This window comes from Methanosarcina sediminis (assembly GCF_052056915.1).
In the GTDB taxonomy this organism is placed as follows: Archaea; Halobacteriota; Methanosarcinia; order Methanosarcinales; family Methanosarcinaceae; genus MTP4.
Genome location: NZ_CP195119.1, coordinates 1,616,747 through 1,634,564, shown reverse-complemented (window position 1 = coordinate 1,634,564; position 17,818 = coordinate 1,616,747). Strand labels below are relative to the sequence as shown.

The window sequence follows — 17,818 nt, the reverse complement described above, 5'->3', positions numbered from 1 at the left end:
TCATATCTAATATTTATTAAATCATCAAATTGTTTATTTGAAGTTTTTTATCATACTATAGTATTTGAATATTGAAAATAATTAAATCACTGATGAAAGAGCGCTTCACGATTACGGTGGATGAAAAAACCGCAGCATGGCTGGATAAGATCTCATCTGACGAAAAAATATTTAGCAGCCGCTCCCATGCTATAGAGTTTTGCGTGACGCAACTAATGAAATTAGGAATTGAAAAAATAGTACTCGTCCGATGGAGCCGAGACGAGGTTGAACCTCTATTTTTATCCAAACCTGATATTCAGACTATAGACCAACTGGCCAAAAAACTGGGTGTCTCAAGAGAAGAAGGGGCTAGGATACTTATGTATCGAGGCTTGGAATCTATGAAGAAGGATATGCCCGGATCGGAAAAGGAGAAGGGGGATTTAGAGGATAAGCCCCAGAAGGTCATTTTTGATTAACTTCAAATCAACTATAATTATTATTTTTTATGTTTAATAGATTGATCACCAAAAAATCTCAGATGTTCGAAAAAGTCTTCTTGCTATTATTTAATTATAACAAAATAAAACTGATGTAATCCTGTTGGGCGATGAATATTTATGGGAACCAATACACAATCTGTAAAACTAACCAGAAGAGAACTTAATGCATCTTTATCTTTCCTTGAAAATTACGGTTATTCAATTTTTTTGCCAGAGCCTTTCGAGATTCGTGCTATACGAAACAATTGGAGTCAGATAGTTCCTCTTCTAGAAAAAATAGAGTTACGTTCTTATGACCCCCAACAAGCCATTAAAATAATGGCCCCCAAAAAAAGATACACAGTCAGACCAATCCATTTGTTAAATCCAATTGATATTATTTTATTCACAGGTTTAGTTTACAGACTTGGACCAATAATAGAAACCACCAGAAGAGAAAATAATAATAGAGTCTTTTCCAAGAGATTTAAATTAAAAGATACAGATGGAAACTTTGAATTAGAAGACAAATGGGATCTATTTGTAAATAATCTAGGAATTCGAGCCTCAAAATATAAGATGGTTGCTAAAGCAGATATCGTTGATTTTTTTCCAAGGATATACTTACATCGCCTTCAGAATTCTATTTCTTCAATTTGCAGAGAAGCATCTGAAGTGGAAGGTGAGATGGAGCACGAAATAGGGTGTTTAATGAATTTTTTAGGAACATGGTCTGATGGAACATCTTATGGAATACCAATTGGCCCACTTGCAAGTAATTTGCTTGCAGAAGCTTACCTAACACAAATAGATCGTTTTCTTGATAGTTTGGGAATCGACTATGTCAGATACATTGATGATTATTATATGTTTGCTAATTCTGAATCAGAATGCATAAAAATATTATATGAACTAGGTGAAAGATTAAATGATGAGCATTTGAGCTTAAATGAAGCGAAAACTTATCCTATGCCCACCTCTGAATTAATGAGTTCTGTTTTAAAGTTAAAAGATCCAAGTAGATCTTTAAGGAAAAAAGTAATCAAAAACGTTTTTAATGGTAATCCTTATGCCTTTGTAAATTATGATGATTTAACGCCTGAACAAAAACAATTAATTGATGAAATTGATGTTGAAGAATTGATGGAAGGTGCTCTTAATTCTCCAGTAACTGATTTTGCTGAAATAGAGTTTGTATTACAGGTTCTTTCCGCTTTAAAAAGACCAGATCTTGTACATATGGTAATTGAAAACTTAGAAAGGTTATCTCCTATTTCAAACTCAGTAGCTAATTTTTTGAACGTATTTGATGAGATGACCGATAATATTCGAATTAAAACCGGTAAAGAAATAATTTCTTTTTTAAATAATTCCGCGCATGTGACTGATTTTCAATTCATCTGGTTGCTAGAGCCTTTTATTCAGTGCAAAGAATGGAATAACATTATTGAATTAAGGAAAATCATAAGAGAGCACACAAATCCTCTTGTAAAAAGGCAAGCTATATTATCAATTGGCACCTATGGGTATCGGTCTCCACTTCTTGATATTAAGCCAAAGATAAGTCAAACGTATGATTGGGAACGACGTGCCATTATGTATGCATGTAGAAATCTCCCCTTTGATGAACAAGATACATTATATAGACAGCTAGGAGTTAAAAAAGGTTGGACTATGCAGAATATATTAGACAAAGCAACATTAGTTTATGGGCAATCTACAAGAAATAGACAGTAAGAATAGTTATAATGAAACATGTTTTTTTGTGATTGCTTCATTAATAGGTAGGGGACAAGGGAGTTTTATTTTGGTCAGTTTTATTCTCAATACATAAACAGGTAAATAGGAATAATAATGAACCTAGCTATTCAGGACATCTGGAATAATAAAATTAATGATATTACCCTCATGAAGACCCTTGAGTCTGAGGGTGAAATCAAGATTGTGCTTCCATTAGAATCTGTTGGTTTCAGTAGTAGCTATTTAGACGTCGTTTATGATCACATCTTGGTTTCTTATTGCTCAGAGAAAATTGCTTCGTTTGCTAACGTTATAAAAGGAGAGATTACATTAAGAGATAATTATTACAAAGATTTTATCATAGTGTGTACTCCCCGTGATGTAAAAAATCTTGCAGATTGTTTAGTATATTTCTCCAAATTTTTCAGTGACGGTAGTGATGAGTTATCTAAAGAAGATAGAGATTCTTTTTATGATGAAATCGGGGAATATGAATTAAACTTGAACAAAAAATGTTTTGTTTTTCCAGAGTTAGTTAATAACTATTGGGCAAATCTCATCAATGGTGCTTATTTCGAGATGGCTTCAGAATATGATTCTGAGGATGAATTTTTCAAGGAAACATATAAAAAATATCCAGAACATAGATATGGTTTCTGGAAAAATGCGCCCTCAAAAGAATACAATGAAACAATATATTTTTCAATAGAAAACTGGATAGTTCCACCTGAATCAAATCTCATGCAGGCACTTAAGATTTATTCAGGACTTGAGACCGATCTAATTATTGAAAAAGCTGATGTATTAAACTATAAAGGCTCCTCCGTAATTGTAAATTCCTCTTCAGCAGTTTGGTTTAACGAAGGGTCATTGTTCAAATCCATATTGTGTACTGAAAAGACTCTTTTAAGAAAGTATAGAAAACAATTACCTGTAACTCTTACAGAAGGTTTAGATGATGTTCAACTTGGTATTTTTCCAGAACCCTTATCACAAGTAAATGCTGAAAGTTATAGTTCCAGATTCAATTTCCTTGATTCTGAAAAGTTTCAATATCATCTATCTGAATTTGGAGATTTAGCACTTGTTAAATATCTGGGTTTCAACTATGTTTTTTTTATTCGAAATACTTTAAATTTTGAAGAAATGAAGGAGTTTAATGAATATCTCAATCCGGTTTATTCTAAAATTCAAAACCTGATTGGTCAATCCTGTACCGGAAACTGCAAGTGGGGTGATCTGAACGATGACGTTTTCGAAGAACTTTGCTACGATATTATCTATTGTCATCCAAAATTTGACAGCACAACAATTCAAAAAATGGGGAAATCAAGGTCAAGGGATGGAGGAAGAGATATTGTCGTAAAGACAAGAAAGACACCAACATCAGAGTCAGAGCTATTTATTTTTCAATGTAAGTTCTATAGCAATTCAAATTCGCTTTCTGCATCAAAGTTATCAAATGCAGGAAATGTAATAATGCAATATGGTGCAAAAGGATATGGTATTTTTACTTCAACTATAATTGATTCTACCCTTTATGATATGCTTGATGGATTCGAGAGAAACATGGGAATCGATACATCAATAAGGTGGTCTAAATACGAATTGGAAAGATTCCTTAATAGAAATAAGCAACTCAAAGAAAAGTATTTTAAAAGTGAGAACTAAAAGCGACAAATAACAGAAATAGCAATTCAATTAGATTTATTCCTGAGCTGGCATAAATTCATTAAGCAGCATCTACTACAATCAGGATTTCGCGGTTTACATACAAGCGCAGTAAAATCCAGTATTGAAAACAGAAGTTCGTCTGGACACTAGATTCAAAAAAGTGCTTTGCTTTTTTCTATTATGGCTTTTTTCTTCTACATTCTATTTTTTTGAGTGGCTGCTTATGTTTCTTCATGCTCCTTTGACTAAGCTCTCAGGGGCTTTCAGGAGCCAGGCAGCAGGCAGATCGGAGGGGCTGAGCTTCTCCGGGAGCATGGGGGATTAAAGTATGAAGTGAGGGGTTAAATCCAAAAGTAAAGCTAAAAAAGAATGATGAATTATTTGTTCTAAGTGGAAACTGTGCAATCCCTTATCATTTAGGAGTTTTAATATATCAATCGCATAAACTGGATGAAAAAATGACTTCTAATGTATAATTCTATAAGGTTCTGATTTTATGACTGAAAAATATGAAGATTATAAACCGGGCCAATCAGAGATAAACTTGGCACATAAAAATGAATCTGCTGAATCATCGGGAATTGAATTAGGGGTAACAGAAGAAAAAAATGATCCTAATAAAATAATTGGCTTAATCGAGTCTTTAATGCTAAATGAGGATTATCCACTGGAAAACGAGAGCTCTCATACTATTGATGAAATGCTATCTTTTCTCAACAAAGAAATAGACAAAGATCCAAAATTTACTGAATGCTGGCTGATTAAAGGTATGGTTCTTTATAAAATTGGAAAACCCGGTAGTGCAATAGGTGTATTCGATGATGCTCTGGATCGCATGCCATTCGATACTTCTATAAATAAAGCGTATGTATGGAAAAAAAACAACTGGATGTCTCTTAAGTACGCGTTGAAATTTAAGGCTCTTTCCTTATGTAAACTTGGAAAATATGAAGAAGCGTTAGATGAACTTAAATATTCACTTTGCGAAATTTCGGATATCTTCCCAATGGATTCTGAAATGAAAATGTATAAAAACGTATTGAATAGTAAAAATGAATTGGATTCACCCGATGAAACAATTCGTATTTTCACGGGACGTGGGGCAGAGGTTCTCTCCGGAGATGTAAGTGCAAATCCAGATAAACACTATTGCAAGGATCATGGGTTTGTCCCCCTTCTGGATATAAAATGGAGTGGTAAAGAACTCCATTGTCCGAAGTGTAATGTACTCCTGGGAAAAATAGGCTTTGAACCTGGGTATATAAAAGAAAAATAAAAAAAGTAAAAAGCCCTGGGTGGGATTTGGACCCGCTACCTCAGCCTTGCCAGGGACATGCTATGATCCGGAGCCGCAAAGAAGTGGTTTTGCTGGTAAAATCACGGAACCTGGTGTTTAAGCCTTCTTTTTTCATACTCAAACCTTCCTGTAAAATTTTTGTGCAAAATCCCCGGGGATGAAAAGGAAAATTCGGGTTTGGAAAATACTGAATCAAGTGACAACAGATTAATACATCCATATTTTTAAATATCCTATTTAATATAAATTAGACCGGATCTGAAGAGGGGAAACAAAACGGAGTAAAAACGGGGAAACACTAAAACCTCTTTCGGGCTTGATACTGGATTTTATGAAAAATTCTCTGGAATAGGGGTAACATAATGAAGGGGAGCGACAAAAAGAAAGAGTTTTGCAATATATGTGGGCGGGAACTGCTGGATGACGTAATGGTCGTCGATACCAGCCAGGAAATGAAACCAGTAAAATTCAAGGACGTTCACGGGGATAAGTCCGATCTGATATGCATGGAATGTGCAGCTGATTCGATTGAGAATCCGCCCTTCTTATGTTCGAGATGTGGGCAGCCAGTCGAATTGGGAGAGCACTTCTATATATTGAAGTTCGGAACCACAAAACCAGGGGGCGTGAAGGTGGACTCTGAAGAAGAATGCCCTGAGGATAAATACATCTGTATCAGATGTTATGATGAGTTCATGAACCTTGAAGAGGAACTGGAAAGAGACTGAATGGAAAGCCGTGCCTCTAAACCCTGTTCATGCTCTGCCTTCAATCAATCCCATGGCAGAAATCAGTACAGGTAAGGCCCGGTCGTGTCCGGAGCTTCGGGCGGGTTATATCGAAAGATTTTTTATATCTTTCTTTTTTGTTGGAGCCGGTCCTATTTTATAATCAAGGTTCTTGATTCCGGGGGTCTATCCGGGTTTTGCTTTTGTGCACTTCAACTCCATCTTCGTCTTCGATCAGGGCTTCGATTTCATAGCTGGTATCCGGCTTTTTCGGGACCCTCATTATAATTGGGGTGCGGGTTGAAACTTCCTCGTAATGGATTTTCTCAGCACTTTCCAGAGTGGTCCCGTTTTCTTTGATTTCGAAGCTAAAGTAGTAATTGGAGGTTGCATTTTGGTCTTCAGGGATAAATAAGAAGGCAAAATGGTCTTCATACGCCCAGACCTCTTCCAGAAACATGTCCCCGGTCAGGTTTCTTTCCTCGAATTCAGTATATCTTTCTGATGTATAATTGGATGAATAACAGGTGATAAAGTTCCCCCCGTTAGAGGAATAAGCGGTAAAGATGGCAAGGATTCCTCCGAAAATCATCATCATTATTAAAAGAAAGGATAATACGAATTTCGAGTGTTTCATAAAAATTCCTCAGATTCTATGACCTTGATTTTGTTTTCCTTATTTTACCTTGTTTCGGCAAAATATCTTCTATTCCAAATATATAATAAACTTCCTGAAGTTCCATAATTTTTCAAACTCCGACTGCTTGAGCTATTGCGGTGGGTTCTTTAAGTCGAAGGGTTCAGGGGCTTAGAGGACGGGTTCGAGAAAAAGATAGAGGAAGAGAGGAACAAGGGGAACAAAAAGGAGAAGGGAGAAGAAAAGGTAGATGGAGAGAGGAGCAACGGGGACGAATAAGAGGAGGGGAAGAAAAGGGAAATGGGCCGGAAATGACTGTATTTTGTTGCTGATGAAGGGGAAGAAAGCTTTTGCTAAGAAATTTGCTTTTGCCAAAATAAGAATGTACAGGAATAACAGAATTTTGAAAAAAGAGTTTATTTTTTATTTGTCAAAGCCTTTCAATGAAGAAAGGCTTTGAACTGATTTAAGCCTCGGGCGGGATTTGAACCCGCGACCTCGTCCTTACCAAGGACGCGCTATACCCCTAAGCCACCAAGGCACTGTTGCTATAAGAGCATCACCAAAATATCACAGCAGAGATATAAAGGTTTCGACTGGAATTGTTTCTATGGCGCTAAAATCTCTTTACTGTTTTAAAATCTCGTCCGGTTCATAAAAAAACTTGAAAGACTGGCGGGGAAAATATGCCTGTCTTTTTGATATTTGTTCTTGAGTTCTCCGGTTTTTAGAGTTTCCAGCGCTCATCGATGGGGAAGCGTTCGTTGATCCACATGAGGACATTGTTGTCATGGACGATTTTGTAGGCGCGGGAAAGGACCGGGGTGCCGTCGAAGGTGGGTTCGCCTTCCAGGATTTCAAGTTCTGCCATGTCGCGGCGGGTCTCAAGGGCGTGGCTGCGCAGGATCCTGCCTATGGGGATGTCGGCACTCATGAGCTGCTCCCGCATTGTCCCGGGCATGCGCTCAAGAGGGGAGAGGGATCTTGCATGGACAAAGACCGTGCCGCCTGCATAGAGCCTTACCTTCCTGTCATTTACCTCGCTTCCTTCTTCTACTCCAAGGAGGGCAGCCATTTCTCTGTCAGCCCTGACTATGTGCTGGGACTCGGTCCTGACTTCCACGGGCTTGCGGGTCATTATCTCAAGGAGAAAGGTGACGGAGCCGTCTGTCCCGCAGCAGACCCGCAGGCAGGTAGGAATCTCCAGGCTCTTTAGTTTTTCCAGAAAATCGGTGTTCAAAGAAGATACCTCAGGCTAGGGGCTTTCAGGTGCCGGAAATTATAAAATAGCTTATTCGTGTCCGGCGGTTTATTTGCCACTGACTTCTTTTTTTGCCTGCTTGAGGCGTTCTTTTGCCGTGTAGCCGGTAGCCTTGTAGAGAAAGTCCCGGAAATACCTGTTCGTCTGCAGGATAGTCTCATCGTCCATCATCGAGGGGTTGGAAACAGTATCAACAACAAGTTTCTTATTCTCGATCGAGACCGTGATCTTTGCCATTGCCCCATAAGCTGTCTCAAGGACATCTCCTTCCCTTACAATTTCTACCGGGAAGCATTCCTGCATTACCGAGTATATTCTTTCGATTTCGGGCTTAAAGCCGCGTTTTAACTTGTACTGCTGCATGGCTATCCTCTTATAAGAGATTTTCATCTCAGATAAAGTTTGCTTAGAGCGAAACCCCTGAATACCGGTACAGCCGGACCTGGAAATCTACCTTATGAATAATGCTTTTTCCGGCTTTTTTCGGCTTTTTAAGGTTTTTTTCGGGTCTTACCGGCTTTTTTACCAGGTTCATTTTTCATTTTTCCGGCTCGTTTTGGCCTTTTCCGACTTTTTTAGTTGTTTACAAGGCTCTTTTCCTTTTCAAGTTTCTTCAGGCATTTATTTCCCCGCTCTATATTGTGTTGCGTAAGTTGCATAATGGATCAGAATGTATATTTTAGTGCACAGATAATGATGCACAGGTAATGATGCACAGGTAATGGGTGCACAGTATGATGCACAGATATGGTGCACAGCTAATGAGTGCAGCTTAAATAGCATCCGTTGACCTGGAAATTGAACGAAAATCAAATCAAATCGGGGAATAGGATAATGGTAAAACTTCCAGCAGATGTAAAAGAAGCACTTGTAAACCAGCAGGTTGCCTCCCTGGGGACCGCTGATAAAAACGGGGTACCGAACGTATGCCTGATGGGTTTTGTCAAAGCCCAGGACGATGAAACACTGGTTATGGCCGACGTGTTCTGGAAAAAGACCCTGGCAAACCTTCAGGAAAACCCAAAGGCAACAATCACGGCTTACCTGCCCCCCAAAGCTTATCAGATAAAGGGGAGCATTGAACTGGTTACCGAGGGACCTCTCATGAATGAAATCAACGGGTGGGTTGCCTCCAAAATGGCAAACCTGAAGCCTAAAGGGGCGGCCCTCCTCCACGTAGAAGAAATCTACAGCTTAAGTCCCCCCAATGCCGGAGAAAAGATCACGTAAAAAAGATGTTTTTACAAAGGGACTGTTTTTCTGAGTTTTTTTATCCGGTATGCCCTCTCAAAAGAGGGCTTTTTATCAGGTTCCGGGTTTTCAAATCCCGGAACAGGTTATTTCAGGTTCTTTTCTCCCGTATTTCTTGCCTTTCCAACCTTTAAATTCGGTTTTCCTTTCAGACCCGCTTTTTTCTTCTTTGTCTCTGTCGTTTATTTCCGGAAGGAAGCTTGCTAACCTTTATAAATATGTGGATTAGTGGTCATAACGAGGAATTGACAGGAATACAGGAATCAACCATAAATATGATCAAAAGCATCAATAAAACTCATACTAAAAAGAAAATTGATAATTACTGCATTAACTCATTTAATTAATGTAATTTATGCAAAAAGACTGCTGTTTATTTTGACCTGGGTAACAGGAAAAACAAATGAGAAGGTGACCCTAAGATGAGCAAAACACTGAACCTGGACGATTTAATCGCAAAGAAACAAGCGGAAAGAGAAGCAAAAGAGGGGGTAAACGTTGAACTGGAGGGTTTCTACGACCTTGTGATCCCTCCCGGCACCTTGATGTCTATCATCTACGACCTTGTGGAAGAATTCGACCTTGAACCTATCATCAGAAAAATGCATGTAAAAATTGCAAACAGTGAGGAGCGGGAAGTCCTTGTCTTGCGCGGTTCTCTGGAACAGGTCCAGGCTGCGGAGAAATTCCTCTATGAGGAAATGAATACCTGGCTTGCGGGTGATTCGGCAGGTTCGAAAAATCCCGATAAAGCCTAATAAACTTTTATTAACCCCGATCCTGATTAATGCTGGCAAATGCTGATAAACGCTGATAAACGCTGATAAATGCTGATCAGGCTTTATCGTTATTTGTAAGGTTTCATTGTCAGGCCGCAGGAGGGGAAAAAGGAAGCAGTTGAAAGCAGGCTGAAGCGTCGGCTTATCCGGTACTGATGCCTGTAATGCTGTCCTTTGAAAAGTCAAAAACCGTAACTTTGCCTGTGCTGTCGTATATATCTAGTTTTGACCCTTCTTCGATTTTTCCGACTACTGCGGCGGTAAGTCCCGCTTCTTCAAAGACTTTTACACATTCTTCTGCTTTTTCCGGCACTGCGGTGAAGACGTATCCTGTTCCGGGGTGCACTTTCAGCCACTGGGCGAAGTCCACATCCTCGGGCCTCGGGACTTTTTCCAGGTCCACGGTGGCTCCGACCCTGCTCGTCTCGCAGAGCATGCCCAGGGTACCTACGAGGCCAGGGTTGCTGATATCTTTTCCTGCACTTGCGAGTTTGAGCTCCCCAATCTTCCGGGTCACCAGGTAGCGCTCCCTGACAATTTTCGGTTCCTTATAGGAAGTGGTATCCCAGCTGTAAGGGGAATTCGGGCCGATCTTCCCATCCATGTCGTAGGCGGCAATTACCAGGTCTCCGGGCTTTGCGGTGTCGCTGCGGATCACGCAGTCCTTTTTCGCAATCCCGATGATTGCAACGGAAAGGGAGGTATAGTTTGTGTCAGGGTGCACATGCCCTCCGACGACGGGAACCCCGAACTTCCTGATCCCCTCCGCCAGGCCTTCCATCAGTTCCTTGCAGGAGGCATCGCTTTTTGAGGAAGCTATGTCCACCATGGCAAGGGGCCTTCCCCCCATGGCTGCGATGTCATTAACGTTTACGACCACGGCACCGTAGCCTGCCCACCAGGGGCTTGCGTCAAGCAGCCTTCCCCAGATCCCATCCGCTGCAAAGAGGATTACGTCGTCCCCTCCTATGTCGATTACCGCCGCATCGTCCCCGAAGTCCACAATAGCGTCCTTATATTCCGGGCGGACGGTCTCGAAGATCGAGACTATGTCTTCAATCTGCTTTTTGCGGGTGACCCCTTCAAAATTCCTTATCCCTTCTGCAAGCTCTTCAAGATCCAATCAAAAGCTTCCTGTTGTTTTTATTATTTGTAAAATTATCAAGTAAGTTTTGGCGCAAATCCGATAAGGGCTTTGCTTTGCGAAAATTTGCGCAATATTTTAACCAGTACGATACTCCGGTTATCCTTTATTTGTTTTTCTTTCTTGTGCTGATAGAGTAGAAGCGACAGCTTTTTATGAAATTATTCTGTCCTTTATGTCGGCTTTATATTACTACAAATATATATAAATACCCCACTATCTAGAGAGGAATGAAAAACATGGTAGCAAAAATCGATGCTGACTCCTGCACCGGGTGCGGAGCATGTGTAGACGAATGCCCTGCAGCTGCAATCGAACTCAAAGACGACATTGCAGTTGTAGATGAAGATGAGTGCCTTGACTGCGGTGCATGCGAAGATGCTTGCCCGAACGGCGCCATCACAGTCGAATAAACCTTTTGAGTAAAATAAATCTTTTTAAGCAGATTTATAAACTGTTTTAAAAACCCTTTAGCGGAGTTTTTCTGACTCCGCTCTTTTATTGTCCATTTTTACCTGGACTGTTTTCTCATCTCTGCCTCGGTCTGGATTTTGATGAGCTTTCTGCGTTCCTCACTCATCTGAGTCATGTCCTGGTCAATGTAGCCGTAGGCATCAGCCCTGCACTGTCTGCAGTGGCGCATCTGCCTGACATAGGGCTCACAGGCGTCCTGGACAGCCTGCCGCTCTTCCGGGGTCGGAGCCCTTATGTGGGCGAAAGCTCCCTGGGGGATCAGGGGCATGATATTCATTATATATACCTCTCTTTCCCGGATCGTTTTTGCAATTTCCACCATGTGCTGGTCGTTGATCCCCGGCACAAGTACGGTATTGACCTTGACAACAAGCCCTGCCTTTGCAGCGGCCTCGATACCTTCAAGCTGGTTTTTGATCTGGATTTTTGCCCCTTCGACTCCTTTGTAGGTCTTGCCGTGGTAATTGACGTGGTCACAGATCTGCCCCTGGATTTCGGGGTCAACGGCGTTGATGGTCACGGTCAGGGTCGCAACTCCAAGCTTTACAAGCTCCGGAAGTTTTTCCGGAAGCACGAGTCCGTTTGTGCTCATGCAAAACGTAATGTCCGGGAACTCCTCCCTTACAAGCCGGAGGGCTTCGAAAGTCTCTTCGTTTGCCAGCGGGTCGCCAGGCCCTGCAACGCCTATCACTTTGATGAATGGGTAATCGGAAAGGGCTTGCTTTACTTTTTCAAGGGCTTCGGCTGGGGTTAAGACCTCCATGGTCACTCCCGGCCTGTTTTCGTTTACGCAGGCAAAGTCCCGGACGCAGAAGTTGCACTGGATATTGCACTTCGGGGCCACGGCAAGGTGCATTCTCCCAAACCTGTGCCTGGCCTTTTCGCTGTAGCAGGGGTGCTCGGCTATGATTCTATAACGCTCTCTGTCAAAACTGATACTTTTTTTCTCAGACATCTTTTTCCTCCTGCAGATAAAGGTCCCGGCGCGAGGGATCGGATACACCCGGGAATCGCAAAGAATGCGTATTTTTTTCTCGGTTGTGCATAATTATGCATAATATATAAAGCATCCGTTTTCTGTGGCTTCAAGTTTTTTCCGGTTTCTTATGTAAAAAAGGTGAATTTAACCAAAAAGATGAATTTAAGCGATTAATGAAGTTAAAGGCCGAGCCGGCGGGAAAAACGTTCCTGAAAAAAGGTCAGATGAAGATGTAAGATGAAAAAATGTTCCTGGAAAAAAGGTGAGATGAAAATGTAAGATGAAAATGAAAATAAAGATGAAGATGTAAGCCGAAAATTTCGGTCTTCACTTTTCAGACTTCAGATTTCAGTCTGAAATCTTCAATCTTATTTTCTCAGTCTTTTTCTTCCTTGCCATTTTTGGCCAGGGTCTCTCTTGCTTTTTCCATCTCTTCTTTGGTCTGGATCTTTATGATTTCCCTGCGTTCCTCGCTCATCTGGGACATGTCCTGGGCAAGGAGCCCATAGGCGTCAGCTCTGCACTGTCTGCAGTGGCGCATCTGCATTACATAGGGTTCGCAGGAGGCCTGAGCTTCCTTTCTTTCTTCGGCGGTGGGAGGTTCCTTGTCCGCAAAGGCACCCTGGCAGATAAGGGGCATTATGTTCATGATATAAACCCCGAGTTCGTTGAGTTTTTTTGCTATATCGACAACATGCTTGTCGTTGACCCCAGGGACCAGGACAGTGTTGACCTTTAATACGATTCCTGCCTCAACGGCTGCCTTTATGCCATCCAGCTGGTTCTTGATCTGGATCTCTGCGGCTTCAACGCCCTTGTAGACTTTTCCGTGGTAGACGATGTGGTCCACGATTTGTGCCTGGATTTCAGGGTCGATGGCATTAACCGTCACCGTCAAAGTGGAGACCCCCACTCTCAGCATGTCCTGGATTTTTTCCGGGAGCATCAGCCCGTTCGTGCTCATGCAGAGAGTAATGTCCGGGAACTCTTTCCTGATAAGCTCAAAGGCCTCGAAGGTCTCATCATTGGCAAGAGGGTCTCCTGGTCCTGCGACTGCCACGACTTTGATGAAGGGATACTCTTTTAACACCAGTTTGGTCTTTTCAAGGGCTTCTTCCGGGCTCAGGACCTTGCTGGTGACTCCGGGCCGGCTCTCGTTCACACAGTCAAATTCCCGGACGCAGAAGTTACACTGGATGTTGCATTTCGGGGCTACGGCCAGGTGGATTCGCCCGTACTTGTGCTGTGCCTTCTTGTCATAACAGGGATGTTCCGCGATCTTTCTCCGGAGTTCTTCATCCATTATTGCATTGTTAGTATCAGTATCAGGATTGGTATTTTCTGGCAATATGTTCCCTCCGTTCGGAGTTTAAAGCTGAAGTAAAGCCCCCTATTGGGAAATTTCAAAATGTCTTAAGCAAACTATAATGCAGCCCCTTGATATACATTGTGGAATTGTTTTTACTTCTTATATGGTATTTTTAAGCAAAAAGCACCTGGTAATAAAATCACTCTAATTATATATAAATTCAATACGGGATTTTAATTCACTTCAACATCCTAATTCATTTCAACGTCCTAATTTACTTCAATTTCTGTGTCCAGTACACGTATCCTGCAGAACAAAAGCCTGCCCTTTCTATCGAAATACTGAAAAATAAAAAAGAAAGGTGGATCTCAATCCGAAAAGTTGTCCATCTCGCACCACTTCCCCTCTCCTTCCCAGACCCTTACCTTGAGGGGAAAACCGAACTTTTCGTGGAGACGGGTGTGGATATTCTGGCAGAGGTGTTCGGAACTCGGAAACTCGATCAGGTCGTTGAGGAGTACGTGGTCATATTCCTGCAGGGTTTCCTTTATACCTTTTTTCAGGTCGTAGAAATCAATGACCATTCCGCTTTCTCGGACTTCCCCTTCTATAACTACCTCTATTTTATAGGTGTGTCCGTGCACCCTTCCGCATTTGCCATGCCCCGGAAGGTAGTGGGCACTGTCAATGTAATCAATAATTCCTAATCTCATTTTTTTCATTATAAACACCCCCACATTCTGTGGGTCTGAGGTATGATGCGAGTATCAATTTTTTCAAGCAGCATACTTTGCAGTTCTATAAGGGACCGTACTGAAGACTGTGCATTTATCCCGACTTCCGGGCTTTCAATTCTTGTTTCCGGCTGGAGGATCACACAGGACACATACCCTGCGATTGCGTCCACCGCTGAAACTACGCTTGCAGGGTCGCTATCCCTGCTTACCACTATCTTACAGAAGCAGTCCCTGGTCTCGCTTTTTCTCAGAGTCCTGAAACATTCAACCGTATTTTCAATATGAGCCTCCCTGGTTTCCCTGGCTTCCGGGTTTTCCAGACCTAGGGCTTCAGGGAGTTTGAAATCGCCTGCCACGTATGCGACCCTGTCCTTTACCTTCCTGGCCTGCTCCGGAAGGGTCATGTTGGATTCCAGGTAAAGGGGCGCAGATAAGTCCAGCTTATCCAGCTCCTCAATGAAGTCTGTGTGCAGGAGCGGTTCCCCGCCTGTAAGGGAGACCGAGTGCAGGTTCTTGAAAGGCTGCATCATGTCTTTGAGCTGCAGGGCACTGATGGGGTTTTTGGCTTTCTCAAAGCTACCGCTGCCTTCTCCCTTCTCATAATCGCAGGTCCCGGGGTTTGAAAAGTCCGTGTCGCAGTATTTGCAGTTCAGGTTGCAGCCGGAAAATCGGACAAAAGCCTGCCTGACTCCCACGTATGGCCCCTCTCCCTGCACTGAGCAAAAGATCTCCCTGATAGGGGCTGATTCCCTGCATAGGGGCGATAGCAGCTCAGTGGCTGGCCCTGACCCTGATGCGGGGATTGTTGAGGTTGACCTTCCTGAAATGGACCTTCCTGAACTGGTTATCTCTGGAGAGGAAATTTCTGAAGCGGATATTTCTGATGTGTACACTTAAACCACTCCCAGAGGACGGGATTTCCGGAGGTCCTTTTCGATATCTTCAAACTCCCGGAAGTAGTATTCTCCTATCTCCCGCATGAGCCTGGCTATGTCTTCGGCTTTTTTGATCCCGGCTTCTTCAAGGTTGCCGTACACGTCGTGGGTAACATTGATCCCGAAATGGATCTTCTGGGACACGGGGGAGGTGCTTGCAATTGAGACGGTCAGTTTTTTCCCTTCCAGGAAAAGGTCGTCTCCTTCCCTCGTGGTTGCAATCCCGCGCTCAGCCAGGTATTCCCTGACGATTGCGGTAAAAAGGCGCTGGCGCGCATAGATAAGTTTCAGGTCTGTCGAGTCGAAGTGTTCTATTATAAAGCTCACCATGTCTTCGGACCAGATGGACTCGTTTGCCCGCCGGTCTTCCAGGTCGATCATGTGCTCTATTTTGACGTCGCAGGAGCCCCTGAAAACTACGATGGAGTCTTCCTGCACCCCGAAGCTGTTGTAGGCCCAGAGGGAAGAGATCTGGCTCCCGTCATAATCGAACTTTTCGGATAGGATAATGGATTTCATGTAATACTCCGTGAATATTCTGCAAATTCCCCGTATTCATTTCCTTTTTTAATGCCCCAGCTTCTCCAGAAGTGGGTCTTTCACTCCGATTTCCCTGAAGGCCCGCGCCCGGCGCCTGCAGCTCTCACAGCTGCCGCAGGGTTTTTTTCCGCCGTGGTAACAGCTCCAGCTGTATTCAAGGGGGGCGTTTGTTTCCAGGGCTTTTCTGACAATTCCGGGCTTGTCAAGCTCTATGAGGGGGGCAAGTACCTTTACTCCGTTCTGGGTGGAGTAGGAGAGGCATTCATCAACGGCCCGGACGTAGTCAAGGGAGTTATCCGGGAAGGTCCCGGCTTCTTCCCCGTTGAAGCCCACGATAAGGTATTCGCAGTCCCGGCTTTCGGCAAAACTTGCCGCAATGTTGAGCATAACCCCGTTCCTGTTGGGGACCCAGACCGCCTTTGCCGAGGCTTCGGTGATTTCCGCAGGCGCGCCTCCAGAAATGTCTTCAAAGGACAGTTCCGGGACTTCCGCGTCCCTGTTCACCAGGGAGCTGGAGGTGATCCCGGCAAGCCAGTCCAGTTTTATTACCTGCTGCTCGATTCCGAAATGTTCGCAGACCTTTTGCGCGTATTCGATTTCCCGCTCTGCGGAACGCTGCCCGTAGTCAAAGGTCAATGCCATGTCAATTTCAAGGCTTTCGGCAGCAATCGAGAGGGCAGCAACCGAATCCAGGCCGCTGCTGAGGAGGGGTATCGCTTTCATCCGTGATCACTGAATCAATTGTAAAAATATGCTTCTTGAGCCGTATTTCAGTATTCTATATTTGCCCTGTATATATTCTTCAGATACTCTTCTGATATTCTACAAATATTCTCTGGATAATATGTCTGTAGTGTTGAGATCTATTATTTAAAGATAGCTGTTCCTGCAGAGGCCTCCGAGTAGCTCATTAATGGCCTTTGAATGAGGGTCATGATGGCTTCAGAATGACTTGAAAGTCCATAGATAGCTTCAGAATAGCTCATGTGAGGTTCATGGTTGGCTTCAGGATGATTCCTTTTTCGTAATTTTTAGCGGTGGTCTTTGTAATTGGGCCTGGTTTCGGTGGATTCATTTTAGGGGATTCATTTCAGGTCTGGGCAAGATATTATCCGTAAAGGAGGGCTCTATAGCCCTGAATAGCTTGTTAACGGCATGAACTCAGGGTATCTCTTAAATCCCAGTAGGTCTAATATTATGTAGGAGGTGGGAATGCTTGATCGGAATAATGTCGGATTCACATGACAACCTGAAAGCAATCCAGAAAGCGGTGGAATATTTCAATAAAAAGCAGGTAAAAGCAGTACTTCATGCAGGAGATATTGTTTCTCCTTTTACGGTGAGGGCTTTTAAAGATCTGGAACCGAAGCTCTATTTTGTCTTCGGGAACAACGACGGAGACCGGGTAACCCTCACGAAATGGCTCGAAGAAATTGATGCAGTTTCCTGCGGGGATTTCGGAGATCTGACCATTGATGGGCTTCATATCGCCCTCCTGCACGGGACAAATGAGACCCTGGTCAAAGCCATTGCCGAGTGTGAGGACTTTGATGTGGTTATACGGGGGCACACCCATGAACCCGGAGTAAAAATGATTGACGGGACCCCTGTAATTAACTCCGGGGAATGCTGTGGGGTTCTTTCCGGAAGAGCCACCGTTGCAACCGTTGAGATCACTAACCTGAATGTAGAGATCACGGAACTGGACCTGGACTGAACATTTCAGTCTCTCGTCCTGCTCTCTTTTTAAAAATATATTTCAATAACTTTTCTCGGCTTTCTCTTCCGTATTCAAGCCTGTTCCCCCAGTAGGGCCGGTTTGCAGGTCACAATTGGAACTTTCCTGCGCTGCAAAAAATAGCAAGTTAT

22 protein-coding genes and 1 tRNA gene are annotated in these 17,818 nt (G+C 42.9%); 11 read left to right on the top strand and 12 right to left on the bottom strand.

Annotated features, from left to right (window positions below; translation table 11 throughout):
* Positions 1-92 precede the first annotated feature (92 nt).
* From ACSAZK_RS06845 to ACSAZK_RS06835, 3 genes are all read left to right on the top strand, one after another.
* Complete coding sequence (locus ACSAZK_RS06845; protein ID WP_440956617.1) at positions 93-461, top strand: ribbon-helix-helix domain-containing protein; 369 nt, start codon at positions 93-95, stop codon at positions 459-461.
* A gap of 141 nt (positions 462-602) precedes the next feature.
* Positions 603-2,201 carry an RNA-directed DNA polymerase gene (locus ACSAZK_RS06840; RefSeq protein WP_440956616.1) on the top strand — a complete coding sequence of 533 codons (1,599 nt, stop codon included), beginning with the start codon at positions 603-605 and terminating at the stop codon, positions 2,199-2,201.
* Positions 2,202-2,318: 117 nt separating this feature from the next.
* Positions 2,319-3,875: a hypothetical protein gene (locus ACSAZK_RS06835; protein WP_440956615.1), complete on the top strand. Its 1,557-nt coding sequence runs from the start codon at positions 2,319-2,321 to the stop codon at positions 3,873-3,875.
* A 26-nt stretch (positions 3,876-3,901) separates the two neighbouring features.
* Here ACSAZK_RS06835 and ACSAZK_RS06830 read toward each other — a convergent pair whose 3' ends face one another.
* Positions 3,902-3,997: a hypothetical protein gene (locus tag ACSAZK_RS06830; protein WP_440957120.1), complete on the bottom strand. Its 96-nt coding sequence runs from the start codon at positions 3,995-3,997 to the stop codon at positions 3,902-3,904.
* A gap of 377 nt (positions 3,998-4,374) precedes the next feature.
* Between ACSAZK_RS06830 and ACSAZK_RS06825 the strand changes: the two genes are divergently transcribed.
* Together ACSAZK_RS06825 and ACSAZK_RS06820 are read left to right on the top strand one after the other, a co-directional pair.
* Positions 4,375-5,154 carry a tetratricopeptide repeat protein gene (locus ACSAZK_RS06825; protein ID WP_440956614.1) on the top strand — a complete coding sequence of 260 codons (780 nt, stop codon included), beginning with the start codon at positions 4,375-4,377 and terminating at the stop codon, positions 5,152-5,154.
* A gap of 383 nt (positions 5,155-5,537) precedes the next feature.
* Positions 5,538-5,903 (top strand): hypothetical protein, encoded by a 366-nt coding sequence (locus ACSAZK_RS06820; RefSeq protein ID WP_440956613.1) that lies wholly within the window; start codon positions 5,538-5,540, stop codon positions 5,901-5,903.
* 163 nt (positions 5,904-6,066) lie between these two features.
* On the opposite strand, the gene ACSAZK_RS06815 is transcribed toward ACSAZK_RS06820, so the two are convergent.
* Entirely contained in the window at positions 6,067-6,540 is a 474-nt protein-coding gene (locus ACSAZK_RS06815) for a hypothetical protein (protein ID WP_440956612.1), read from the bottom strand.
* Positions 6,541-6,790: 250 nt separating this feature from the next.
* Between ACSAZK_RS06815 and ACSAZK_RS06810 the strand changes: the two genes are divergently transcribed.
* Positions 6,791-7,000 carry a hypothetical protein gene (locus ACSAZK_RS06810; protein ID WP_440956611.1) on the top strand — a complete coding sequence of 70 codons (210 nt, stop codon included), beginning with the start codon at positions 6,791-6,793 and terminating at the stop codon, positions 6,998-7,000.
* A gap of 9 nt (positions 7,001-7,009) precedes the next feature.
* Here the strand turns inward: ACSAZK_RS06810 and ACSAZK_RS06805 are convergent.
* The 3 genes from ACSAZK_RS06805 to ACSAZK_RS06795 form a co-directional block, all read right to left on the bottom strand.
* Positions 7,010-7,081, bottom strand: a tRNA-Thr gene (locus ACSAZK_RS06805).
* Between the two features lie 186 nt (positions 7,082-7,267).
* Positions 7,268-7,780, bottom strand: a complete 513-nt coding sequence (locus tag ACSAZK_RS06800; protein ID WP_440956610.1) for a chorismate--pyruvate lyase family protein — start codon at positions 7,778-7,780, stop codon at positions 7,268-7,270.
* Between the two features lie 69 nt (positions 7,781-7,849).
* A complete protein-coding gene (locus tag ACSAZK_RS06795) occupies positions 7,850-8,164 on the bottom strand; it encodes a DUF5611 family protein (RefSeq protein WP_440956609.1) in 315 nt (104 codons plus the stop codon).
* Positions 8,165-8,635: 471 nt separating this feature from the next.
* Between ACSAZK_RS06795 and ACSAZK_RS06790 the strand changes: the two genes are divergently transcribed.
* Together ACSAZK_RS06790 and ACSAZK_RS06785 are read left to right on the top strand one after the other, a co-directional pair.
* Positions 8,636-9,031, top strand: a complete 396-nt coding sequence (locus ACSAZK_RS06790) for a pyridoxamine 5'-phosphate oxidase family protein (protein WP_440956608.1) — start codon at positions 8,636-8,638, stop codon at positions 9,029-9,031.
* A 443-nt stretch (positions 9,032-9,474) separates the two neighbouring features.
* The gene (locus ACSAZK_RS06785; RefSeq protein WP_440956607.1) at positions 9,475-9,810 is read left to right on the top strand and encodes a hypothetical protein; all 336 of its coding nucleotides are present in this window, start codon (positions 9,475-9,477) and stop codon (positions 9,808-9,810) included.
* A 163-nt stretch (positions 9,811-9,973) separates the two neighbouring features.
* Here the strand turns inward: ACSAZK_RS06785 and ACSAZK_RS06780 are convergent, their stop codons facing one another.
* Positions 9,974-10,954, bottom strand: a complete 981-nt coding sequence (locus tag ACSAZK_RS06780; protein WP_440956606.1) for a methanogenesis marker 2 protein — start codon at positions 10,952-10,954, stop codon at positions 9,974-9,976.
* 260 nt (positions 10,955-11,214) lie between these two features.
* Between ACSAZK_RS06780 and ACSAZK_RS06775 the strand changes: the two genes are divergently transcribed.
* Complete coding sequence (locus ACSAZK_RS06775; RefSeq protein WP_440957119.1) at positions 11,215-11,388, top strand: indolepyruvate ferredoxin oxidoreductase subunit alpha; 174 nt, start codon at positions 11,215-11,217, stop codon at positions 11,386-11,388.
* Between the two features lie 98 nt (positions 11,389-11,486).
* Here ACSAZK_RS06775 and ACSAZK_RS06770 read toward each other — a convergent pair whose 3' ends face one another.
* The 4 genes from ACSAZK_RS06770 to ACSAZK_RS06755 form a co-directional block, all read right to left on the bottom strand.
* On the bottom strand, positions 11,487-12,404 hold the full coding sequence (locus tag ACSAZK_RS06770) for a radical SAM protein (RefSeq protein ID WP_440956605.1): 918 nt from the start codon (positions 12,402-12,404) through the stop codon (positions 11,487-11,489).
* Positions 12,405-12,804: 400 nt separating this feature from the next.
* Positions 12,805-13,776, bottom strand: coding sequence for a nitrogenase cofactor biosynthesis protein NifB (gene nifB, locus ACSAZK_RS06765; RefSeq protein WP_440956604.1), 972 nt, complete (start codon positions 13,774-13,776; stop codon positions 12,805-12,807).
* A 329-nt stretch (positions 13,777-14,105) separates the two neighbouring features.
* Positions 14,106-14,459: a 6-carboxytetrahydropterin synthase QueD gene (queD, locus tag ACSAZK_RS06760; RefSeq protein WP_440956603.1), complete on the bottom strand. Its 354-nt coding sequence runs from the start codon at positions 14,457-14,459 to the stop codon at positions 14,106-14,108.
* The gene (locus ACSAZK_RS06755; protein WP_440956602.1) at positions 14,459-15,190 is read right to left on the bottom strand and encodes a 7-carboxy-7-deazaguanine synthase QueE; all 732 of its coding nucleotides are present in this window, start codon (positions 15,188-15,190) and stop codon (positions 14,459-14,461) included. The genes queD and ACSAZK_RS06755 overlap by 1 nt, the downstream gene beginning before the upstream one ends.
* Before the next feature lie 58 nt (positions 15,191-15,248).
* On the opposite strand from ACSAZK_RS06755, the gene ACSAZK_RS06750 reads away from it, so the two are divergent.
* Positions 15,249-15,371 (top strand): hypothetical protein, encoded by a 123-nt coding sequence (locus ACSAZK_RS06750; RefSeq protein ID WP_440956601.1) that lies wholly within the window; start codon positions 15,249-15,251, stop codon positions 15,369-15,371.
* Here ACSAZK_RS06750 and ACSAZK_RS06745 read toward each other — a convergent pair.
* Positions 15,368-15,928 (bottom strand): DUF366 family protein, encoded by a 561-nt coding sequence (locus ACSAZK_RS06745; protein WP_440956600.1) that lies wholly within the window; start codon positions 15,926-15,928, stop codon positions 15,368-15,370. The two genes, ACSAZK_RS06750 and ACSAZK_RS06745, sit on opposite strands and share 4 nt — an antisense overlap.
* 48 nt (positions 15,929-15,976) lie before the next feature.
* A complete protein-coding gene (gene queC / locus ACSAZK_RS06740) occupies positions 15,977-16,672 on the bottom strand; it encodes a 7-cyano-7-deazaguanine synthase QueC (RefSeq protein WP_440956599.1) in 696 nt (231 codons plus the stop codon).
* 493 nt (positions 16,673-17,165) lie between these two features.
* Between queC and ACSAZK_RS06735 the strand changes: the two genes are divergently transcribed.
* On the top strand, positions 17,166-17,666 hold the full coding sequence (locus ACSAZK_RS06735; protein ID WP_440956598.1) for a metallophosphoesterase: 501 nt from the start codon (positions 17,166-17,168) through the stop codon (positions 17,664-17,666).
* The last annotated feature ends 152 nt before the right edge of the window (positions 17,667-17,818 follow it).